This window comes from Pseudomonas sp. BB438, from assembly GCF_057180225.1.
The window spans coordinates 6,140,777-6,158,698 of record NZ_CM170001.1; the positions used below are offsets into that span (position 1 = coordinate 6,140,777).

The window sequence follows — 17,922 nt, forward strand, 5'->3', positions numbered from 1 at the left end:
GCCCGCCCAGCCTCACACTCGGAAAAAACAACAAGAATGAGGCCTCGCCATGCTGCGCTCGATGCTCAGTGCCTTGCCCCTGCTGCTGGCCGCCGCCACCGCGGTTGCCGTGGAAACACCGCCGGTGCGCCCCTCCGACTGGGGCCCGGACACCCCGCTGATGCAGGCGGTGCCACCGCGCGTACTGGATGCCAACGTCAGCGCCCGGCAGTCCGACAGCAACACCTCGCAACTGTGGATCAGCCACACCGACTTCCGCCTGCACGACGACATCGGTTTCTTCATCCGCAAGATGCTGATCCAGATGAGCCCGGTCGCCGGAGCCAGCACGCCGCTGATGCTGGATGACCCGAAGTCCATGGTCGCGCGCATCCAGGCCGGGGACATCTTCGTCGCTGACGCGACCCTCGCCAGCCTGCTCAACGAGGAGCTGCGCAACGCCAATGCGCCAGTGCGCAATCTGAAACTCAGTACCCGCGCCAACGGCCAGGAAGTCCACGGCGAGCTGCTGCGCAAGGGCCGCTGGCGGCCGCTGCGGATGGTCACCGGGATCGAGCAGGCCGGGCCGCTGAAGGTGGCGCTGGTACCGCAGCGAATCTTCGTCGACAACGTGGACGTCACGCCGTCGCTAACTGCCGCCTCCATCGAGATGTCCGAGGTGCTGCAATTGCACACCGCGCACATGCAGCTGATCGGCAACCGCATCCTGGTCGACCTCGACGGCCTGTTCCCGCCGCCGCGCCTGGACTTCAGCGTGAGCAGCCTGAAGCTCGCCGACGGCGGCATGGACCTGTTGCTGGGCAGCGACCTGGCCGAGCTGAAGTGGCCGCCGCTCAAGGCACCGCAGAGCTACATGTTCATTGAGGGCGGCGACATCAAGATGGCGCGGACCATCCTGGTGAAAGCCTACGCGCTGTTCACCAGCCTGAGCCCCGACGCGCCGCTGCTGTTCAACCTCTACGACTACCGCCGCCAGCTGCAGTACGGCGAAATCCGCCTGCGCGAAGACGGCATGGTGCACATCGCCGTCTCGCCGGTTAAAGCACCCGCTCCGGAGGAGAAAGCCCTATGAAAACCCTCCTCGCTTCCCTGCTCTGCCTCGCGCTGGCCGGCCAGGCCGCGGCCGAGAGCGCCATCGACAAGCAGCAGCGCGAACTGGGCGTGCTGCGCCAGGGCTGGTTCCAGCAGACGCCGCCGGCGCCGGATTTCAAGGCCAGCCGGCCGGGCGGGCTGCGTGACTCCGGCCAGGACGGCGTGGGCATCCTGCTGAACAACGTGGACATGTACTTCCAGGGCGACATCGGCTTCCACAGCCCGCAGCTCAAGGGCTGGCTGGTGCCGCTCAAGGCCGGCGAACCGATCGACTTCGACCGCCCGCAGGATATGCGCATCAATGTCTCCGAGGGCGAGGTGATCCTCAGCCCCGAGCAGCTCGCCAACCTGTTCAACCAGCACATCCTCGCCTACCCGGAGACCATGCTGCGCGACTTCACGCTGGGCATCGAAGGCGACCGCCTGCAGGTCTCCGGCGAAGTGCAGCCGCTGGGTGTCGGGCCTTGGCTGCCGCTGCGACTCTCCGGCACGGTGAAACTCGACGGCGACAACCTCGACTACCAGCCCGACAGCGTGAAGGTGCTCGGCGTGCCCAGCTACGGCGCCATGAGTCTGGTCGGCCTGCGCCTGGACTCACTGGTGACCCTGGAACGCCCCGGCGCGGTGCTGCAGGACAACGTGATGCACCTGAACTACCACCAGGTCTTCCCGCTGGTGGGCATCGACGGCCACGTCGAGTCCACCTGGCTGGACGCCAAGGGCCTGCACCTGAAGTTCGCGCCGACCGAAGGCGCCGCCGCGCTGGCCTTCGATCCCCCGCGCCAGGCCGGGCAGTCCTACATCTGGCTGCAATCGGGCGACCTGAAGATCTTCGAAATCCTCATCACCTATTCCCAGGTGCTGCTCAAGGCCGAGCGCCCGGACCAGACCCTGGCCTTCAACCTCAAGGACTATCGCAAGGTGCTGGCTACCGGCATCACCCAGGTCAACGAAGACGGCACCTTCTTCATGCGCGTTCCGCCACCCGCCGGCCCCGCCGACGGCGAGCGGCTGGTATCCTCTGGCAACGGGAGTCCCCGCTGATGTTCACCACTGGAGTCGAGATGGCCCAACTGCCCCTGGCGATGATCGCCGCCCTTGCCGAGAACCGCGTGATCGGCGTCGACAACCGCCTGCCCTGGCACCTGCCGCAGGACCTCAAGCACTTCAAGGCCATGACCCTGGGCAAACCGGTGATCATGGGCCGCAAGACCTGGGATTCGCTGGGCCGCCCGTTGCCGGGCCGGCTGAACATCGTGGTCACCCGCCAGGCGGGCCTCACGCTCGACGGTGCGGAAGTCTTCACCAGCCTCGACGCCGCCCTGGAGCGCGCCGAGCAGTGGGCCCAGGAAGAGGAAGCCGACGAGCTGATGCTGATCGGTGGGGCGCAGCTCTACAGCGAAGCCCTGGGCCGCGCCGACCGCCTTTACCTGACCCGTGTGGGCCTTAGCCCGGCGGGCGACGCACACTTCCCGGAAGTGAACGAAAGCCAGTGGCACCTGGCGTCGAGCATCGAGCATGGCGCGGAAGGCGAAACGCCGGCCTATGCGTTCGAGGTATGGGAGCGGGCTTGAGTCCCGAGCTGCGCAACGAAAAACGCCGCCCCGGTCACCCGGCGCGGCGTTTTTGCTTACCGGCACGTCAGAACGCAAAGTGCTCCGCGTCCAGCGCCATCAGGCAGTCCGCGCCGCCCAGCAGGGCCTCGCGGTGCATGCTGGCACGCGGCAGGATGCGCTTGACGTAGAACTCGGCGCTGGCGAGCTTGGCGCGGTAGAAGTCCGCGTCGCCCTCGCCGGCCGCCAGCTTCGCCTGGGCCACGCCAGCGGCTTGGAGCCAGAGACCGCCCAGCAGCACGTAGGAGCAGTACTGCAGGAAGTCCACCGAGGTGGCGCCGATTTCCTGCGGGTCGCGCTGGCAGGCGGCGATCACTTCGCTGGTGAGGCTGCGCCATTCCAGCAGGCGTTGCCGGACGGTCTCCGCGAGATCAGCCAGTTCAGTGCGCGCGCCGACGCTTTCGCAGACCGCCGCCAGTTCGCCGATCAGCGTGTTCAGCTCCGCACCGCCATCGCCCAGCAGCTTGCGGCGGATCAGGTCGAGCGCCTGGATGCCGTTGGTGCCTTCGTAGATCTGGGTGATGCGGCTGTCGCGCATCAGCTGTTCCATGCCCCACTCACGAATGTAGCCGTGGCCGCCGTAGACCTGTACGCCGAGGCTGGAGACCTCCTGGCCGACGTCGGTGAAGAACGACTTCACGATGGGAATCAGCAGCGCCGCGCGCTTGCTCGCCGCCTTGCGAGCCTCGGCCTCGGGATGGCCGTGCTCCAGGTCCAGCTCGCGGGCGCAGAGCGCCGACACCATCCGACAGCCCTCGGTGAGGGTCTTCTGGGTCAGCAGCATGCGCCGCACGTCCGGGTGGACGATGATCGGGTCGGCAGCCTTGGTCGGCTCCGCAGCACCGGTCAGCGCACGCGATTGCAGGCGCTCGCGGGCATAGGCCAGCGCGCCCTGGCAGGAACGCTCGGCGATGCCCAGGCCCTGCAGGCCGACCTGGAAGCGCGCGTCGTTCATCATGGTGAACATGCAGGCCAGGCCCTGGTTGGCCTGGCCGATCAGCCAGCCGGTGGCGCCGTCGAAGTTCATCACGCAGGTGGACGCGCCCTTGATGCCCATCTTGTGCTCGATGGCACCGCAGCTCAGCGCGTTGCGCGCGCCTGGCGTGCCGTCGGCGTTGGCGATGAACTTGGGCACCAGGAACAGGCTGATGCCCTTCACCCCGGCCGGCGCGTCGGGCAGGCGCGCGAGCACCAGATGGACGATGTTCTCGGAGAGGTCCTGCTCGCCGCCGCTGATGAAGATCTTGCTGCCGCTGACACGGTAGCTGCCGTCCGCCTGCGGTTCGGCGCGGGTGCGCAGCAGCGCGAGGTCGGTGCCGGCCTGCGGCTCGGTGAGGCACATGGTGCCGGTCCACACACCGCTGACCATCTTCGCCAGGTAGTCGCGCTGCAGCTCCGGTGCGCCATGCTTGTACAACGCCAGCACCGCCCCTTCGGTAAGGCCGGAGTAGACGCGGAAGGACAGCGAAGCGGCCATCAGCATTTCGTGGAAACTGGCCGAGACCATCTGCGGGAAACCCTGGCCGCCGAACTCGGTCGGCCCGGTCATGCTCGCCCAGCCGTTGTCGCAGTACTGCCGGTAGGCCTCGCGGAAGCCGTCCGGCGTGGTGACGTCGCCATTGAGCAGGGTTGCGCCCTGCTCGTCGCTGTTGCGGTTCAGCGGCGCGACCACTTCGCCGGTGTAGCGCGCGCCTTCTTCCAGCACGCCGTCGATCAGCTCGCGATCCAGACCGTTACCCAGCAGCTCGCAATGGGCGCTGACGTCGAACAGCTCGTGGAGGACGAAGCGCATGTCGCGCAGGGGTGCCTGGTAACTCATGCGAAGGGCTCCTGTTTCACGTCGGCGAAGCGGCCATTGGCGGCGGCCAGGCGCTCGATCAGCGCGGCCGGCTGCCAGTGCGCGCCGTGCTCGCCGGCCAGGTCACGCAGGCGTGCCAGCACACTTTGCAGGCCCTGGGCGTCGGCCCAGGCCATTGGGCCGGACTTGTCCTTCGGGAAGCCATAACCATTGAGGTAAACGGTGTCGATGTCGGCACTGGTGGAAGCGATGCCTTCGTCGAGGATCTTCGCGCCTTCGTTGACCAGCGCCAGCAGGCAGCGCTCGAGGATTTCCTCGGCGCCGATGTCGCGGCGGGCGTAGCCCAGGCGCTCGGACTCGCGCAGCACCAGGGCGTCGACTTCCGGGTCGTGCTCGGCCTGGCGGCTGCCCGGCTCGTAGTGATAGAAGCCGTTGCCGGACTTCTGGCCGAAGCGGCCCATTTCGCACAGGCGGTTGTCCACCTGCACGGTCGGTGCGTCCTGGCCCTTGCCGGCCAGCTCGCGGGCGCGCCATTCGAGGTCGATACCGACCACGTCGAACATGCGGAACGGCCCCATGGCGAAACCGAAGCCCTGGATCGCCGCGTCCACCTGGTGCGGCAACGAACCTTCGAGGATCAGCCGGCGCGATTCCTGGACGTACTTCTCCAGCATGCGGTTGCCGATGAAGCCATGGCAGTTGCCGGCCACTACGCTGACCTTGCCCATGCGCTCGCCCAGCTCCAGCGCCGCGTCGAGCACGGCGGGAGCCGTCTTCGCCCCGCGCACGATCTCCAGCAGCTTCATGATGTGCGCCGGGCTGAAGAAATGCAGGCCGAGCACCCGCGACGGCCGCGAGGTCACCGCGGCGATGGCGTCGACGTCCAGGTAGGAGGTATTGGACGCCAGGATCGCCGAGGGTTTCAGCGCCGCATCCAGCTCGCGGAAGATCGACTGCTTGAGCTCCAGGTTCTCGTACACCGCCTCGATCACCAGGTCCACCTCGCGGATCGCCGTGTAGTTCGCCGCCTGGGAGATGCGCGCACGACGACGGGCGGCTTCGCCCTCGTCGATGCGGCCCTGGCGCACGTTGTGGGCGTAGGTGTCGGCCACGGCGCCCAGGGCCTGGGTGAGCATCTGCGGGTTGTTGTCCAGCCACAGGACCTGCACGCCGGCGTTCGCCAGGCACATGGCAATGCCCCGGCCCATGGTGCCGGCGCCAATGACGGCAGCGCTGGCGATGCGGATGTTCTGGCTCATGTTGTTCCTCTTGTCAGCCTGAAACGCTCGTTTGAAGACCACTCACCTTAGGGAAGGCGGTACTATTTTTGAAATTTTGAGTTGTGATAAGTGGAATTCAGCCAGTGAATATGACCACCTTCGACCTCAACCTGCTGCGTGTACTGGACGCCCTGCTACGCGAGCGCAACGTCTCGCGCGCGGCGGAGCGCCTGTCGTTGAGCCAGCCAGCGGTGAGCAACGCGCTGAACCGCCTGCGCGAGCTGCTCGATGATCCGCTGCTGGTGCGCGTGGGCCGGGCGATGCAACCGACGCCACGGGCGCTGGAGCTGGAAGCGCCGATCCGCGACGCCCTGCAGCGCATCGGCCAGAGCCTGGCCGGCGGCGACATCTTCGACCCGGCGCGCAGCCGCCAGCGTTTCACCCTGGCGCTGACCGACTATGTGGAAGCGCTGTGCATGCCGCACCTGCTCGAAAGTCTGGGGAGCGCGGCGCCGGGCATGGGCCTGACCATCCAGCACCTGACGCCGACGCTGCCGGCCGAGGCGCTGGACAAGGGCAATCTCGACCTGGTGCTGGGCCGCTTCGAAGAGTTGCCGACGCGCTTCCAGCGTCGGCCCTGGGCGAGTGAAACGCTGCGCCTTCTGGCCCGGCGCGGGCATCCGCAGGTGGATGGTGGGATCGATCTCGAGACCTTCCTCGGCCAGCGGCACCTGTGGGTGTCCGGAGGGCAGACCAAGGGCATGGTCGACCAGTGGCTCGCCAGCCAGGGACTGAAACGGCAGATTGCCTACACAACGCCCAACTACCTGCAGGCGGCGCATCTGGTGGCGACGACAGATTTGCTGACGGTGCTGCCGACGCGACTGGCCGCGTATTTCGCGCAGCTGCTGCCGTTGCAGGTGCTGGAGCTGCCATTCGACGTGGGACAGTTCCATCTGGAGCTGGTCTATCTCGCCCAGCGCGAGCGGGATGCGGCATTGCAGTGGCTGGTGGGGCGGATCGTGGAGGCGGCGCCTGACTAACAGGAAGCACTACGTAGGATGGCGTGGAGCGAAGCGATACCCATCCGACGAGGAGCAGGAAAGAAAAACGCGCCCGGAGGCGCGTTTCATCGGGCTCAGAAGCGATCGCGAATGATCGTCTCGTCCAGCGGCAGGCGGCCGATGCGCGGCTTGGCTTCCACCGCCTGCTTGCCCACGGCGATCATCAGGCCGATCACATGGTTGGCCGGCAGGTTGATCAGCTTGCCCACGGCATCGAAGTCGAAGCCTACCATCGGCACACTGTCCAGGCCGCGGCCACGGGCGGCGAGCATCAGGGTCTGGGCCACCAGGCCGCTGCTGCGCATGGCCTCGTCGCGCTGGGTCTGCGGCTTGTCACGGTAGTAGCCGTCGATGGCGCCAACCATGTAGTTCTTCACCTCGACCGGGGCGCCGTCCCACACGCGCTCGGCGTTCTTCTCCCAGCTGTCGACCTGCGCGCAGACGATCACCAGCATCGAGGCCTCGGTCATCTGCACCTGGTTCCAGCCGGCTTCGCGGATCTGCGCGCGCAGTTGCGGATCGCTGACTTCCACCAGGCGCACGTGCTGCAGGTTGAAGGAGGTGGGAGCAAGCAGCGCCTGTTGCAGCAGGTCGTCCTTCTCCTCGCGGCTCATCACATAGGAAGTGTCGAAACCCCGAATGGAACGGCGGCTGCGGATGGCGTCTTCGATCAGCATGGAAAATCCTCTGGCTGGCATGGGCGGGAATGGCGCGCATGGTAATCCCAGAGACCGCCCCGTTGCAGAGCGGCGTATCGATAATGTCTATCCAGACCGTCGATGGAACGGCGCCCGCCACCTCGGGCGCCGTCGCGGCGATCAGCTCTCCAGCGCTTCCACCGGTGCCGCCGTGGCCTGGCGCTGCTTGGGCGAAGTGAAGCTCAGGTAGCCGTCCTCGACCTTGCCGAAGCGCAGCAGTGCAAGGTCCAGCGCGTAGTTCTGGTAGAGCTTCCACGGGGTGCGGTCGCCCTGCTTGGGCATGCGGTCGGCGGCGCGCTGGATGTAGCCGGAGTTGAGGTTGAGGAAGGGTTCTTCCTTCACCGACCCATCGGTCTGGCGCGGCGTGCACTGGCGCATGCTGATGGCGTCGAGGTGGTTGATCAGGCGGCAGAAGTACTCGCTGGAGAGGTCGGCCTTGAGCGTCCAGCTGGCGTTGGTGTAGCCGACGATGGCGGCAAGGTTGGGCAGGTCGCGCAGCATGATGCCGCGGTAGCCCATGCTCTGGGTGACGTCGAAGGGCTTGCCGTCGATGGCCAGCTCGGCACCGCCGAACATCACCAGGTCCAGCCCGGTGGCGGTGACGATCACGTCCGCTTCCAGCAGCTGCCCGGACGTGAGCAGGATGCCCTTCTCGGTGAAGCGCTCGATGTGGTCGGTGACCACCGAGGCGCGGCCCTGGCGCAGTGCCTTGAACAGGTCCCCGTCGGGCACGCAGCAGACGCGCTCGTCCCACGGCTTGTAGCGCGGGCTGAAGTGGCGCATGTCGAAATCCTTGCCCAGCTGCAGGTTGGCCAGCTTGAGCATGAGCTTGCGCACCGCGCCGGGGAACGCCTTGGAAGCCATGAAGAAGATCATCTGCATGGTCACATTGCGCGCCCGTGCCTGGCGATACACCCACTTCTCGGGCAGGAAATGGCGCAGGAAGTTGGAAATCGGGTCCTTCGCCGGCAGGGTGATCACATACGACGGCGAGCGCTGCAGCATGGTGACGTGGGCGGCCCTGTCGGTCAGCGAGGGAATCAGCGTGACGGCGGTGGCGCCGCTGCCGATCACGACGATGCGCTTGCCGCTGTAGTCGAAGTTTTCCGGCCACCGCTGCGGGTGGATGACCTCCCCGGTGAAGCTCTCGCGCCCGGCGAAGTCCGGGGTATAGCCGGCCTCGTAGCGGTAATAGCCGGTGCACATGAAGAGGAACTGCGCGCTCATGCGCACCGGTTCAGCCTCGTCGCCGCGCTGCACGAGGAGGTTCCAGCGCGCGCTGGCGCTGTCCCAGTCGGCCTTGAGCACGCGATGGCGGTAGCGGACCTTGTCCTCGACGCGGTACTCGCGGGCGGTCTCACGGATGTAGTTGAGGATCGACGGGCCGTCTGCGATGGCCTTGGGGTCGGTCCAGGGCTTGAAGTTGTAGCCCAGGGTGTACATGTCCGAGTCGGAGCGGATGCCCGGGTAGCGGAACAGGTCCCAGGTGCCGCCCATGGCCTCGCGGCCTTCGAGGATGGCGTAGGACTTGCCGGGGCACTGCTTCTGCAAGTGGCAGGCGGCGCCGATGCCGGACAGGCCGGCGCCGATGATCAGAACATCCAGATGCTCGGTGGACATGCGATGGGCTCCTTGTTACCGCTCCCTGAGAGTCTAGGCGGGAATGCGTCCCGTCACCCTACAAGGAGCCCAGTCGGGGTCACGCCGACCTTTAGTCGTGCGTGGCGCCGACGCGATCACAGCTGCGCCTGCACCCAGTCACGGACCTGGGCGTAGGGATAATCCTCCAGCGACGCATAGCCCGGCAGGGTGCGCGCACGCAAGCGGGTGAAGGCCGGCACGCTGATGCCGCAGAGGAAACGCGTCACGCAGTCGGCGCTGGGTTCCAGGCCGCGGGCGCTGCGGTACTTCTCCAGGAAGGCGGCGCAGCGATTGTGCAGCGACTGGCCATCCAGCGGCGGCAGCGCGGGAGGTTCCGGCAACCGGGCGACGTGGCCGGCGCAGACCGAGCAGTGCCCGCACTGGCGCGGCGCCTGCTGATCGCCGAAATATTGGGCCAGACGCCAGCTCAGGCACTCCGTGCTGCCCAGCAGTTCGAGCATGGCGCCGATGCGGGCGATCTCGCTGCCCTCGTGGCGCTTGAAGTAGCGGTGCAGTTCCTCGCTCAACTCCACTGCATCGAAGGACGCGTCGCGCACCGAGTAAACCTCGGTCATCTGCTTGCTCTCCAGCTCCATCCAGCCGCGCTCCTGGAAATAGTCCAGCGCCTTCACTACCCGCGCGCGCTCGGCGCCGTGGCGGCTGTAGAGGGTGTCGAAGTCCAGGGTCGCCCAGGTCCGTGCCCGTGCCGAGGAAGTGAGGATGGCCTCGACGAACTGCCGCCGCTCGCCTTCGAAATGATTGAGCAGCTCGGCGGAATCGATATTCAGTTTGTAACGATATTCGGCGAAGTAGGCGAAACGCGGCGCGATGATGCCGCGCAGTTCCAGCTGCACCAGCAGCGTTTTCAGCGGCAGCTGGCGGATGTTGGACTGGTCCGACAGCGGCACCAGCAGGGTTTCCCACTGGCCATTCGGTGCTTGCCGGATTTCCTCCAGGACAGTGCGGATGCCGTCGCGCTCGGGGGTGTCGCCGTAGACGAAGTTCTCCAGCACGTTGAGGCTGTCGCGGTTGGCCAGCACCAGGCATTCCGAGCGCTGGCCGTCGCGCCCGGCGCGGCCGATTTCCTGGCTGTAGTTCTCCAGCGACTTGGGCAAGTCGTAGTGCACCACCTGACGGATGTTGCTCTTGTCGATGCCCATGCCGAAGGCGATGGTGGCAACGACGCAATTGAGCGTGCCGTCCATGAAGCGGCGCTGAATGCCCTCGCGCTCCGGGTGCTCCATCCCCGCGTGGTAAGCGCAGGCGGGAATGCCGCGCTCGGCCAGATGCGCGGCGACCTCCTCGGCGGTCTTCTGCTGGGTGACGTAGACGATGGCCGGCTGCCCGGCGCGCTCGCCCAGCCATTGCACCAGCCGCGCGCGGCGGGCAGCGCTGGCCACCGGCTCCACCTGCAGGTCGAGGTTGGCGCGGTAGAAGCCGGTGGTGACCACGTCGGATTCGGCGATGGCGAACTTGGCGCGCATGTCGGCGATCACCGCCGGTGTCGCCGTAGCGGTGAGCAGCAGCACCTGGGGAATGCGGAACTGCTTCTGGTAGTCCGGCAGCTTCAGGTAGTCGGGGCGGAAATTGTGGCCCCATTCGGAAATGCAGTGCGCCTCGTCCACCACCAGCAGGGAAATAGGCACCTCGCTGATGAAGTGGCGGAAGCGCTCGTTCTTCAGGCGCTCCACCGAGATCATCAGCACCTTCAGCTCGCCACTGCGCGCGCGGGCCATGGTCTGAGCGGTCTGCTCACGGCTCTGCGCCGAATCGATGCTGGCGGCGGGGATGCCGTGGCGGGAAAGAAAGGCGAGCTGGTCCTGCATCAGCGCCAGCAGCGGCGAGACCACCAGAGTCAGGTGCGGCAGCAGCAACGCTGGCAACTGGTAGCACAGCGACTTGCCCGAGCCGGTAGGAAAGATCGCGGCCGCCGAGCGCCCGGCCAGCACTGCGCTGACCGCCGCTTCCTGACCGGGACGAAACTGGCGGAAGCCGAAGACGCGTTCAAGGGTGTCGTGCATGAGGATAACTCCTTTCATGGGCGTCTACCCAGCCTACGAAGCGCTTGTGTAGGAGCGCGCTTGCCCGAGCGGCGATTCGGGCCGTTCGGGGCACAACAGGTACGCCACCCTTGTAGGAGCGGGCCATGCCGCGATCACGCGCACGGCGCGCTCCTACAGTGAACGGACAGCGCAAATGAAAAAGCCGCCCGAAGGCGGCTCTTTCCAGAACGGGCTCGCTTACAGCTGCGGGCCGGCGTTCTTGATGGCGTCGCTCACGTCGAACTTCTTGAAGTTGTCGATGAACTTGGTCGCCAGGCCCTTGGCCGCTTCGTCGTAGGCAGCCTTGTCTTCCCAGGTGTTGCGCGGGTTGAGCAGGACAGTCTCGACGCCCGGAACGGCCTTGGGCACATCCAGGTTGATGATGTCCAGGTGCTCGGTCTCGGCGCCGATCAGAGCACCGCTCTGGATGGCGGCGATCACGCCACGGGTGGTCGGGATGTTGAAGCGCTTGCCGACGCCGTAGCCACCACCGGTCCAGCCGGTGTTGACCAGGTAGACTTTCGAGCCGAAGGCCTTGATGCGCTTGATCAGCAACTCGGCGTAGACGCCGGCCGGACGCGGGAAGAACGGTGCGCCGAAGCAGGTGGAGAAGGTCGACTTGATGCCGCCGCCCGAACCCATTTCGGTGGAACCAACCAGTGCGGTGTAGCCGGACAGGAAGTGATAGGCCGCCTGCTCGTTGTTCAGGATCGATACCGGCGGCAGAACGCCGGTCAGGTCGCAGGTCAGGAAGATAACAGCGTTCGGCTCGCCGCCGAGGTTGTGCTCGGAACGCTTCTCGACGTTCTCCAGCGGGTAGGCCGCGCGGGAGTTCTGGGTCAGGCTGTCATCGGCATAGTTGGGGGTACGGTTTTCGTCGAGGACGACGTTTTCCAGCACGGCGCCGAACTTGATGGCTTTCCAGATGACCGGCTCGTTCTTCTCGGACAGATCGATGCACTTGGCGTAGCAGCCGCCTTCGATGTTGAAGACAACGCCTTCGCCCCAGCCGTGCTCGTCATCGCCGATCAGGTAACGGCTTTCGTCGGCGGACAGGGTGGTCTTGCCGGTGCCCGACAAACCGAAGAACAGGGTGACGTCGCCCGCTTCGCCGATGTTGGCGGCGCAATGCATCGGCAGGACGTCTTTTTCCGGCAGCAGGTAGTTCTGCACGCCGAACATGGCCTTCTTCATTTCACCGGCGTAGCGCATGCCGGCGATCAGCACCTTCTTCTGGGCGAAGTTGAGGATCACGCAGCCATCGGAGTTGGTGCCGTCACGCTCGGGCACGCACTCGAAGTTGGCGACGTTGAGGACCTGCCACTCTTCGCGGCCGGCCGGGTTGTACTGCTCGGGCTCGATGAACAGCGCGCGGCCGAACAGGTTCTGCCAGGCAGTGGCAGTGGTCATCTTCACGGCCAGGTAGTGGTCGTGGGCCGAACCTACATGGACGTGGGAAACGAAATGGTCCTGGGCGTTATTGAAGGCCTGGACACGGTCCCACAGGGCATCGAACTTGTCGGCCGGGAACGGACGGTTGATGGCGCCCCAAGCGATGGAATCCTTGCTGCCCGGCTCTTCGACGATGAAACGGTCGGCAGGCGAGCGGCCGGTGCGGTGGCCGGTTTTCACCACCAGCGAGCCGTTGTCGGCGAGTTCGCCTTCGCCGCGGCGAATGGCTTCTTCAACCAGTTGGGCAACGCTGATATCGGTGTAAACGGCTTTATTGGCTTGCGTCATGTGGGTCCCCGTCGGCCGAAGCCGAGTCCTCCAAACATTGCGTAGTGACTTCTGATTCCCACTACCGCGGAAAAAAGTCGCGGGATTATGCCAGAAAAGAACTGTTCTCGTGCAGCCTCTGATCTGGCGAGAGCGCCATTGGTTCGGCTATCGGACAGATAGAAACGGTCAATGGCGGGTTTCTGACGGTGTATGACTGCCACCGCCCGAGAACAACTGGGCGACATCGGAACCGTCGAAACGGTAGCGCTCGTTGCAGAACTGGCAGTCGATGACGATCTCGCCATTTTCCTCGGCCAGCAGGCGCTCGGCGTCTTCCTGCCCAAGACTGACCAGTGCATTGGCCGAGCGTTCCCGCGAGCAACTGCAGTGGAACACCAGCGGCTGCGGCTCGAACAGGCGTACATCGTCTTCGTGGTACAGGCGGTGCAGCACGGTGGCGTTGTCCAGCCCCAGCAGTTCCTCGGCGGTGAGCGTGTCGGCCAGGGTGGTGACATGCTGCCAGCTGGCTTCCCGCGACTCAGCGTCGCGCTGACGGTCGGCCGGCAGTTGCTGCAGCAGCAGGCCACGGGCACGGCGGCTGTCGGCGTTGAGCCAGAAGCGGGTCGGCAGCTGCTCGGACGTGGCGAAGTAGGTCGACAGGCAGTCGGCCAGGCTCGCGCCTTCCAGTGGCACGATGCCCTGGTAGCGCTTGCCGTTCTTCGGATCGACGGTGAGGGTCAGCACACCGTCAGGCATCAGCTCGGGCAGACCTGCCGCATCGCCGATGGCCGCCGCGTCGTAACGGGCCAGGCCGCGCACTTCGCGATCGCTGGAGCACTCCACCATCAGCAATGGCACCGCGCCACTGGAACGCGCCTGCAACACCAGCAGGCCGTCGAACTTCAAGGTACCGCACAGGAGTGCGGCGGCGGCTAGCATTTCTCCGAGCAACTGGGCGACCGGCTGCGGATAGGGGTGCTTGGCCAGCACTTCGGCGTAGCTGCGGTCGAGCTCCACCAGCTCACCGCGGACATCAGTGTTGTCGAACAGGAAACGCTGACTTTGATCGATCTGGGACATGCTTTGCACAACGCTGCGATAGGCACAAATAAATGACAAGTTGATGGCAAAGGCCTATAAAGCGCGCTTTGCAGCACCCACCCATACTCGAGTGGTTCCGTAAGGGGGTAACGATTTTATGGACAAAACCACGCCGTTCCAAGCCACCTGGTCCTGGAAGCCCTTCATCGCCTGCCACCTGATGGCGCTAGCCCTGCTTCTGCTATGGCTCTGGGAGCCGACACGCAGCGCGATGAACCTGTTCGATTTCAGCCTCTTCAGCCTGCTCAACCAGCCGCTGGCGAGCAATGAAGCCTGGCGCCTGTCCTGGGCAGTGGCGAGCACCCGGCCGTTCGACCTGTTGGTCGGCGTCATCCTGCTGCTCCTGCTGATCCGCGGCGACTGGATCTTCAAGGCGACCCAGGCCCGCGCGGCGACCTTCGGCTTTCTATGCGCGGCCATCGTCCTCGTGGTGGTGCGCATCCTCTACGCCAAGATCGCCCACAAGCTGGGTTGGCAGCATGCGAGCATCTCTGCCGTAGCGCCGGATGCCGTGCGCCTGGAAAACTACTTCCCGCAGTGGCAGAACACGGCCTTCGAGGTGAAGGACGAGTCGGCCCGCAGCTTCCCTGGCGACCACGCCTCGGTGCTGCTGATCTGGGCGCTGTTCCTGACCCTGTTCGCTCGCACCGCCCTGCAATGGGTGGTGATCTGGGGCCTGGCGCTGCTGTTCATGCTGCCGCGCCTGGTCGCCGGCGCGCACTGGGGCCAGGACGACTACATCGGCGGCGTGCAGATGGCGCTGGTGGCCCTGGCCTGGAGCTGCTTCACCCCCTTCGCCGCCGTCGGCAGCGCTGCCCTGGTGCGCTGGACCGACCCGCTGTTCCGCGTGGCTGCGAAAGTCCCGCTGGTCAACCGCCTGAGCGTCATCGCGGCCTGACCTCCGCCCGATCACGGCGAGGCGCCCGTCGCCCTCGCCGTTCGATCACTCCTGGTCGCGGAAGCTGAACAGCTGGCGGCGCTGCTTCTTGGTCGGCCGGCCGTCGGTCTGCACGCCCAGCGCGCCGGCCTTGCGCATTGCCGAGGCCTGCTCGCGGCGTTCCACACTGTCAGTCGTTTCCTCATACAGCAGCTGCGCCTCGGGCGCGCCGCGGCGCACCATGGACAACGCCTTCACCACCACGGTGCGTTCGTCGAAGCCGGTGCGGATCACGTATTCCTCACCCACCTTCGGCTCCTTGCCCGGCTTGCAGCGCTCACCCCGGCAATGCACCTTGCCGCCGTCGATGGCTTCCTTGGCCAGGGAACGGGTCTTGTAGAAGCGCGCCGCCCACAGCCACTTGTCCAGGCGGATCCTGTCGTCGTCTTTTTCGCTCACTTCACAACCTCGTCATGCGGGTCTGAGAGTGTACCCCGCGCCCCGCTGGCGGGGCACAACCGGCCTGACTAGAATGCCGGCAAACGCCGGGGGCACTTGATTTGAAGACATTCGACCACCTGTCGGTCATTGGTTTGCGCGAATGGATCGCCTTGCCTGAGCTGGGCATGGTCGGCCTGCGCGCGAAGATCGACACCGGCGCCAGCACGTCCAGCCTGCATGCCAGCGACATCGTGCCGTTCCAGCGCGGCGGTCAGGACTGGGTACGCTTCGTCGCCCACCTGGGTACCCAGGTGCAGCGCCGTCATCGCTGCGAGGCGCCGGTGGTGACGATGAAAACCATCAAGAGCTCCAACGGCCAGGCCCAGACCCGCTATGTGATCCGCACCCTGCTGGCCCTGGGCGACCGCGCCTGGTCGGTGGAATTTACCCTGGCCTGCCGCAAGACCATGCGCTACCGCGTGCTGCTTGGCTCCAAGGCCCTGGTGCAGGGTCAGCTGGTGGTCAACCCGGGCCTCACCTACGTGCAAGACAAACCCCTCATCATGGTTCCCGCCACCCTTCCAGGTGATCAATGAAAATTGCTGTGCTGTCGCGCAATCCGCGCCTGTATTCCACCCGTCGGCTGGTGGAGGCCGGGCAGCAACGCGGCCACGAAATGGTGGTGATCGACACCCTCCGCGCCTACATGAACATCGCCAGCCACAAGCCGCAGATCCATTACCGCGGCAAGCCGCTGGAAGATTTCGACGCGGTGATCCCGCGCATCGGCGCCTCGGTGACCTTCTATGGCTGCGCCGTGCTGCGCCAGTTCGAGATGATGGGGGTGTTCCCGCTCAACGAATCGGTAGCCATCGCCCGCTCCCGCGACAAGCTGCGTTCGCTGCAACTGCTCTCGCGCAAGGGTATCGGCCTGCCGGTGACCGGCTTCGCCCACTCCCCCGACGACGTGCCGGACCTGATCGAAATGGTCGGCGGCGCGCCACTGGTGATCAAGCTGCTGGAAGGCACCCAGGGCATCGGCGTAGTCCTCTGCGAGACGGAGAAGGCCGCCGAGTCCGTGCTGGAGGCCTTCATGGGGCTCAAGCACAACATCATGGTGCAGGAGTACATCAAGGAAGCTGGCGGCGCTGACATCCGCTGCTTCGTGGTCGGCGACAAGGTCATCGCCTCGATGAAGCGCCAGGCCGCGGCCGGCGAGTTCCGCTCCAACCTGCACCGCGGCGGCAGCGCCAGCCTGATCAAGATCACCCCGGAGGAACGCATGACTGCTATCCGCGCCGCCAAGGTGATGGGCCTGCACGTCGCCGGCGTGGATATCCTGCGCTCCAACCATGGGCCGCTGGTCATGGAGGTGAACTCCTCGCCGGGCCTGGAGGGCATCGAGACCACCACCGGCAAGGACATCGCCGGTGTGATCATCGAGTACCTGGAGAAGAATGGCGGGCCGCACCTGGCGCGGACCAAAGGCAAGGGGTGAACCAAGCTCTTGCTATCCATAGGAGCGAGCTTGCTCACGAATCGCCCCACTCCAAACGGCGGATAAAGCGTCCCGCTTTATTCGCCCTACGGGAGCGAGCCTCCTGTCTGCGTTGCCAGGCTGAACCCTTCGCGAGCAAGCTCGCTCCTACAGGCTCCTCCCACCGCTATCGGATGCACTCATGCCCGCCTCACGCCCCCACGCCGAACTCACCTGGTCGCCCATGGAAGGCCGCATTGCGCTGGTCGCTCCGGCCTCGGCGATTGCCGACGAGGTGCTGGAGGCCACCCTGCGCCAACTGGAAGTCCAGGGCATCGATTACCACCTGGGCGAGCACGCCGGCGCGCGCTACCGCTACCTGGCCGGCACGCCGGAGCAACGCCTGGAGGACTTCCACGCCGCCTTCGAGCTGGACGACGTCAGCGCCGTCTGGTGCCTGCGTGGCGGCTACGGCTGTGGGCAACTCATTGCGCAGCTGGACTGGCAGCGCCTCAAGGCCGCCTCGCCGCGCCCGCTGATCGGCTTCTCGGATATCTCCATCCTGCTCAGCGCCTTCCACCGCCACGGCCTGCCGGCGATCCACGGCATGGTCGCCACCGGGCTGGGCCTGCAACCGCTGAGCGCCCCCAGCGAGCAGCGTGAGCGCCTGGCGTCGCTGGCCTCGATCAGCCACGTGCTGGCCGGCGGCCCCGGCAAGCTCACAGTGCAGCATCTGGCCGGGCTGAAGACGGCTGTAGAAGGCGAGTTGATCGGCGGCAACCTCACCGCACTGGCCTGCATGGCCGGCACCTCAGGTGCGCTGTATGTGCCGGACGGCGCGATCCTGATCCTCGAGGATGTCGGCGAACCTTACTACCGCCTGGAGCGCAGCCTCTGGCAACTGCTGAACAGTCTGAACGGCGCGCGCCTGGGCGCCATCTGCCTCGGCACCTTCACAGACTGCCCGCGCAAGGGCGTGGCCCACAGCCTGGAAGAAATCTTCGCCGAGTACGCCGCGCCACTGGGCGTGCCGCTCTACCACGGCCTGCCCAGCGGTCACGGCGCGCACAACCGCGCCTGGCCTTATGGGCGGCGGGCAGCGCTGGCAGGTAAATCCCTGCGCTGGGATTAGCGTT

16 protein-coding genes are annotated in these 17,922 nt (G+C 66.0%); 8 read left to right on the forward strand and 8 right to left on the reverse strand.

The features are described from left to right. Positions 1-49: 49 nt before the first annotated feature. The 3 genes from AC1ZV1_RS28235 to AC1ZV1_RS28245 are packed head-to-tail and all read left to right on the forward strand — an operon-like array spanning position 50 to position 2,666. A complete protein-coding gene (locus AC1ZV1_RS28235) occupies positions 50-1,072 on the forward strand; it encodes a hypothetical protein (RefSeq protein ID WP_484294648.1) in 1,023 nt (340 codons plus the stop codon). After that, the gene (locus tag AC1ZV1_RS28240; RefSeq protein WP_484294649.1) at positions 1,069-2,136 is read left to right on the forward strand and encodes a hypothetical protein; all 1,068 of its coding nucleotides are present in this window, start codon (positions 1,069-1,071) and stop codon (positions 2,134-2,136) included. The genes AC1ZV1_RS28235 and AC1ZV1_RS28240 overlap by 4 nt, the downstream gene beginning before the upstream one ends. Before the next feature lie 20 nt (positions 2,137-2,156). Continuing rightward, positions 2,157-2,666 carry a dihydrofolate reductase gene (locus AC1ZV1_RS28245; RefSeq protein WP_484297659.1) on the forward strand — a complete coding sequence of 170 codons (510 nt, stop codon included), beginning with the start codon at positions 2,157-2,159 and terminating at the stop codon, positions 2,664-2,666. Positions 2,667-2,733: 67 nt separating this feature from the next. On the opposite strand, the gene AC1ZV1_RS28250 is transcribed toward AC1ZV1_RS28245, so the two are convergent. Together AC1ZV1_RS28250 and AC1ZV1_RS28255 are read right to left on the reverse strand one after the other, a co-directional pair. Further along, on the reverse strand, positions 2,734-4,524 hold the full coding sequence (locus AC1ZV1_RS28250) for an acyl-CoA dehydrogenase C-terminal domain-containing protein (RefSeq protein WP_484294650.1): 1,791 nt from the start codon (positions 4,522-4,524) through the stop codon (positions 2,734-2,736). Beyond that, complete coding sequence (locus AC1ZV1_RS28255; protein WP_484294651.1) at positions 4,521-5,762, reverse strand: 3-hydroxyacyl-CoA dehydrogenase; 1,242 nt, start codon at positions 5,760-5,762, stop codon at positions 4,521-4,523. The genes AC1ZV1_RS28250 and AC1ZV1_RS28255 overlap by 4 nt, the downstream gene beginning before the upstream one ends. Before the next feature lie 104 nt (positions 5,763-5,866). On the opposite strand from AC1ZV1_RS28255, the gene AC1ZV1_RS28260 reads away from it, so the two are divergent. Beyond that, positions 5,867-6,766: a LysR family transcriptional regulator gene (locus AC1ZV1_RS28260; protein WP_484294652.1), complete on the forward strand. Its 900-nt coding sequence runs from the start codon at positions 5,867-5,869 to the stop codon at positions 6,764-6,766. A gap of 95 nt (positions 6,767-6,861) precedes the next feature. Here AC1ZV1_RS28260 and AC1ZV1_RS28265 read toward each other — a convergent pair whose 3' ends face one another. From AC1ZV1_RS28265 to hslO, 5 genes are all read right to left on the reverse strand, one after another. Continuing rightward, positions 6,862-7,464, reverse strand: coding sequence for a nitroreductase family protein (locus AC1ZV1_RS28265; RefSeq protein ID WP_484294653.1), 603 nt, complete (start codon positions 7,462-7,464; stop codon positions 6,862-6,864). A gap of 141 nt (positions 7,465-7,605) precedes the next feature. After that, entirely contained in the window at positions 7,606-9,105 is a 1,500-nt protein-coding gene (locus tag AC1ZV1_RS28270) for a flavin-containing monooxygenase (RefSeq protein ID WP_484294654.1), read from the reverse strand. A 116-nt stretch (positions 9,106-9,221) separates the two neighbouring features. Further along, a complete protein-coding gene (locus tag AC1ZV1_RS28275; RefSeq protein ID WP_484294655.1) occupies positions 9,222-11,147 on the reverse strand; it encodes a RecQ family ATP-dependent DNA helicase in 1,926 nt (641 codons plus the stop codon). 219 nt (positions 11,148-11,366) lie between these two features. Continuing rightward, complete coding sequence (locus AC1ZV1_RS28280) at positions 11,367-12,908, reverse strand: phosphoenolpyruvate carboxykinase (protein ID WP_484294656.1); 1,542 nt, start codon at positions 12,906-12,908, stop codon at positions 11,367-11,369. Positions 12,909-13,076: 168 nt separating this feature from the next. Continuing rightward, positions 13,077-13,970, reverse strand: coding sequence for an Hsp33 family molecular chaperone HslO (gene hslO, locus AC1ZV1_RS28285; RefSeq protein ID WP_484294657.1), 894 nt, complete (start codon positions 13,968-13,970; stop codon positions 13,077-13,079). Positions 13,971-14,088: 118 nt separating this feature from the next. Between hslO and AC1ZV1_RS28290 the strand changes: the two genes are divergently transcribed. After that, positions 14,089-14,889 (forward strand): phosphatase PAP2 family protein, encoded by an 801-nt coding sequence (locus tag AC1ZV1_RS28290; RefSeq protein WP_484294658.1) that lies wholly within the window; start codon positions 14,089-14,091, stop codon positions 14,887-14,889. A gap of 45 nt (positions 14,890-14,934) precedes the next feature. On the opposite strand, the gene AC1ZV1_RS28295 is transcribed toward AC1ZV1_RS28290, so the two are convergent. Next, positions 14,935-15,327, reverse strand: coding sequence for an RNA-binding S4 domain-containing protein (locus AC1ZV1_RS28295; protein ID WP_484294659.1), 393 nt, complete (start codon positions 15,325-15,327; stop codon positions 14,935-14,937). Between the two features lie 101 nt (positions 15,328-15,428). Between AC1ZV1_RS28295 and rimB the strand changes: the two genes are divergently transcribed. The 3 genes from rimB (at position 15,429) to AC1ZV1_RS28310 (ending at position 17,918) form a co-directional block, all read left to right on the forward strand. Next, positions 15,429-15,905: a retropepsin-like aspartic endopeptidase RimB gene (rimB, locus tag AC1ZV1_RS28300; protein WP_484294660.1), complete on the forward strand. Its 477-nt coding sequence runs from the start codon at positions 15,429-15,431 to the stop codon at positions 15,903-15,905. Next, complete coding sequence (rimK, locus tag AC1ZV1_RS28305; protein ID WP_045215639.1) at positions 15,902-16,807, forward strand: 30S ribosomal protein S6--L-glutamate ligase; 906 nt, start codon at positions 15,902-15,904, stop codon at positions 16,805-16,807. Before rimB ends, rimK begins: the two co-directional genes overlap by 4 nt. Positions 16,808-16,988: 181 nt before the next feature. Beyond that, the gene (locus AC1ZV1_RS28310; RefSeq protein ID WP_484294661.1) at positions 16,989-17,918 is read left to right on the forward strand and encodes a S66 peptidase family protein; all 930 of its coding nucleotides are present in this window, start codon (positions 16,989-16,991) and stop codon (positions 17,916-17,918) included. Positions 17,919-17,922: the final 4 nt, after the last annotated feature.

Coding starts and splice junctions, on each gene's coding strand:
- hslO (WP_484294657.1), bottom strand. CDS start 13,970: ATGTCCCAGATCGATCAAAGTCAGCGTTTCCTGTTCGACAACACTGAT.
- AC1ZV1_RS28310 (WP_484294661.1), top strand. CDS start 16,989: ATGCCCGCCTCACGCCCCCACGCCGAACTCACCTGGTCGCCCATGGAA.
- rimK (WP_045215639.1), top strand. CDS start 15,902: ATGAAAATTGCTGTGCTGTCGCGCAATCCGCGCCTGTATTCCACCCGT.
- AC1ZV1_RS28240 (WP_484294649.1), top strand. CDS start 1,069: ATGAAAACCCTCCTCGCTTCCCTGCTCTGCCTCGCGCTGGCCGGCCAG.
- AC1ZV1_RS28280 (WP_484294656.1), bottom strand. CDS start 12,908: ATGACGCAAGCCAATAAAGCCGTTTACACCGATATCAGCGTTGCCCAA.
- AC1ZV1_RS28250 (WP_484294650.1), bottom strand. CDS start 4,524: ATGAGTTACCAGGCACCCCTGCGCGACATGCGCTTCGTCCTCCACGAG.
- AC1ZV1_RS28255 (WP_484294651.1), bottom strand. CDS start 5,762: ATGAGCCAGAACATCCGCATCGCCAGCGCTGCCGTCATTGGCGCCGGC.
- AC1ZV1_RS28270 (WP_484294654.1), bottom strand. CDS start 9,105: ATGTCCACCGAGCATCTGGATGTTCTGATCATCGGCGCCGGCCTGTCC.
- AC1ZV1_RS28275 (WP_484294655.1), bottom strand. CDS start 11,147: ATGCACGACACCCTTGAACGCGTCTTCGGCTTCCGCCAGTTTCGTCCC.
- AC1ZV1_RS28245 (WP_484297659.1), top strand. CDS start 2,157: ATGGCCCAACTGCCCCTGGCGATGATCGCCGCCCTTGCCGAGAACCGC.
- AC1ZV1_RS28235 (WP_484294648.1), top strand. CDS start 50: ATGCTGCGCTCGATGCTCAGTGCCTTGCCCCTGCTGCTGGCCGCCGCC.
- AC1ZV1_RS28265 (WP_484294653.1), bottom strand. CDS start 7,464: ATGCTGATCGAAGACGCCATCCGCAGCCGCCGTTCCATTCGGGGTTTC.
- AC1ZV1_RS28290 (WP_484294658.1), top strand. CDS start 14,089: ATGGACAAAACCACGCCGTTCCAAGCCACCTGGTCCTGGAAGCCCTTC.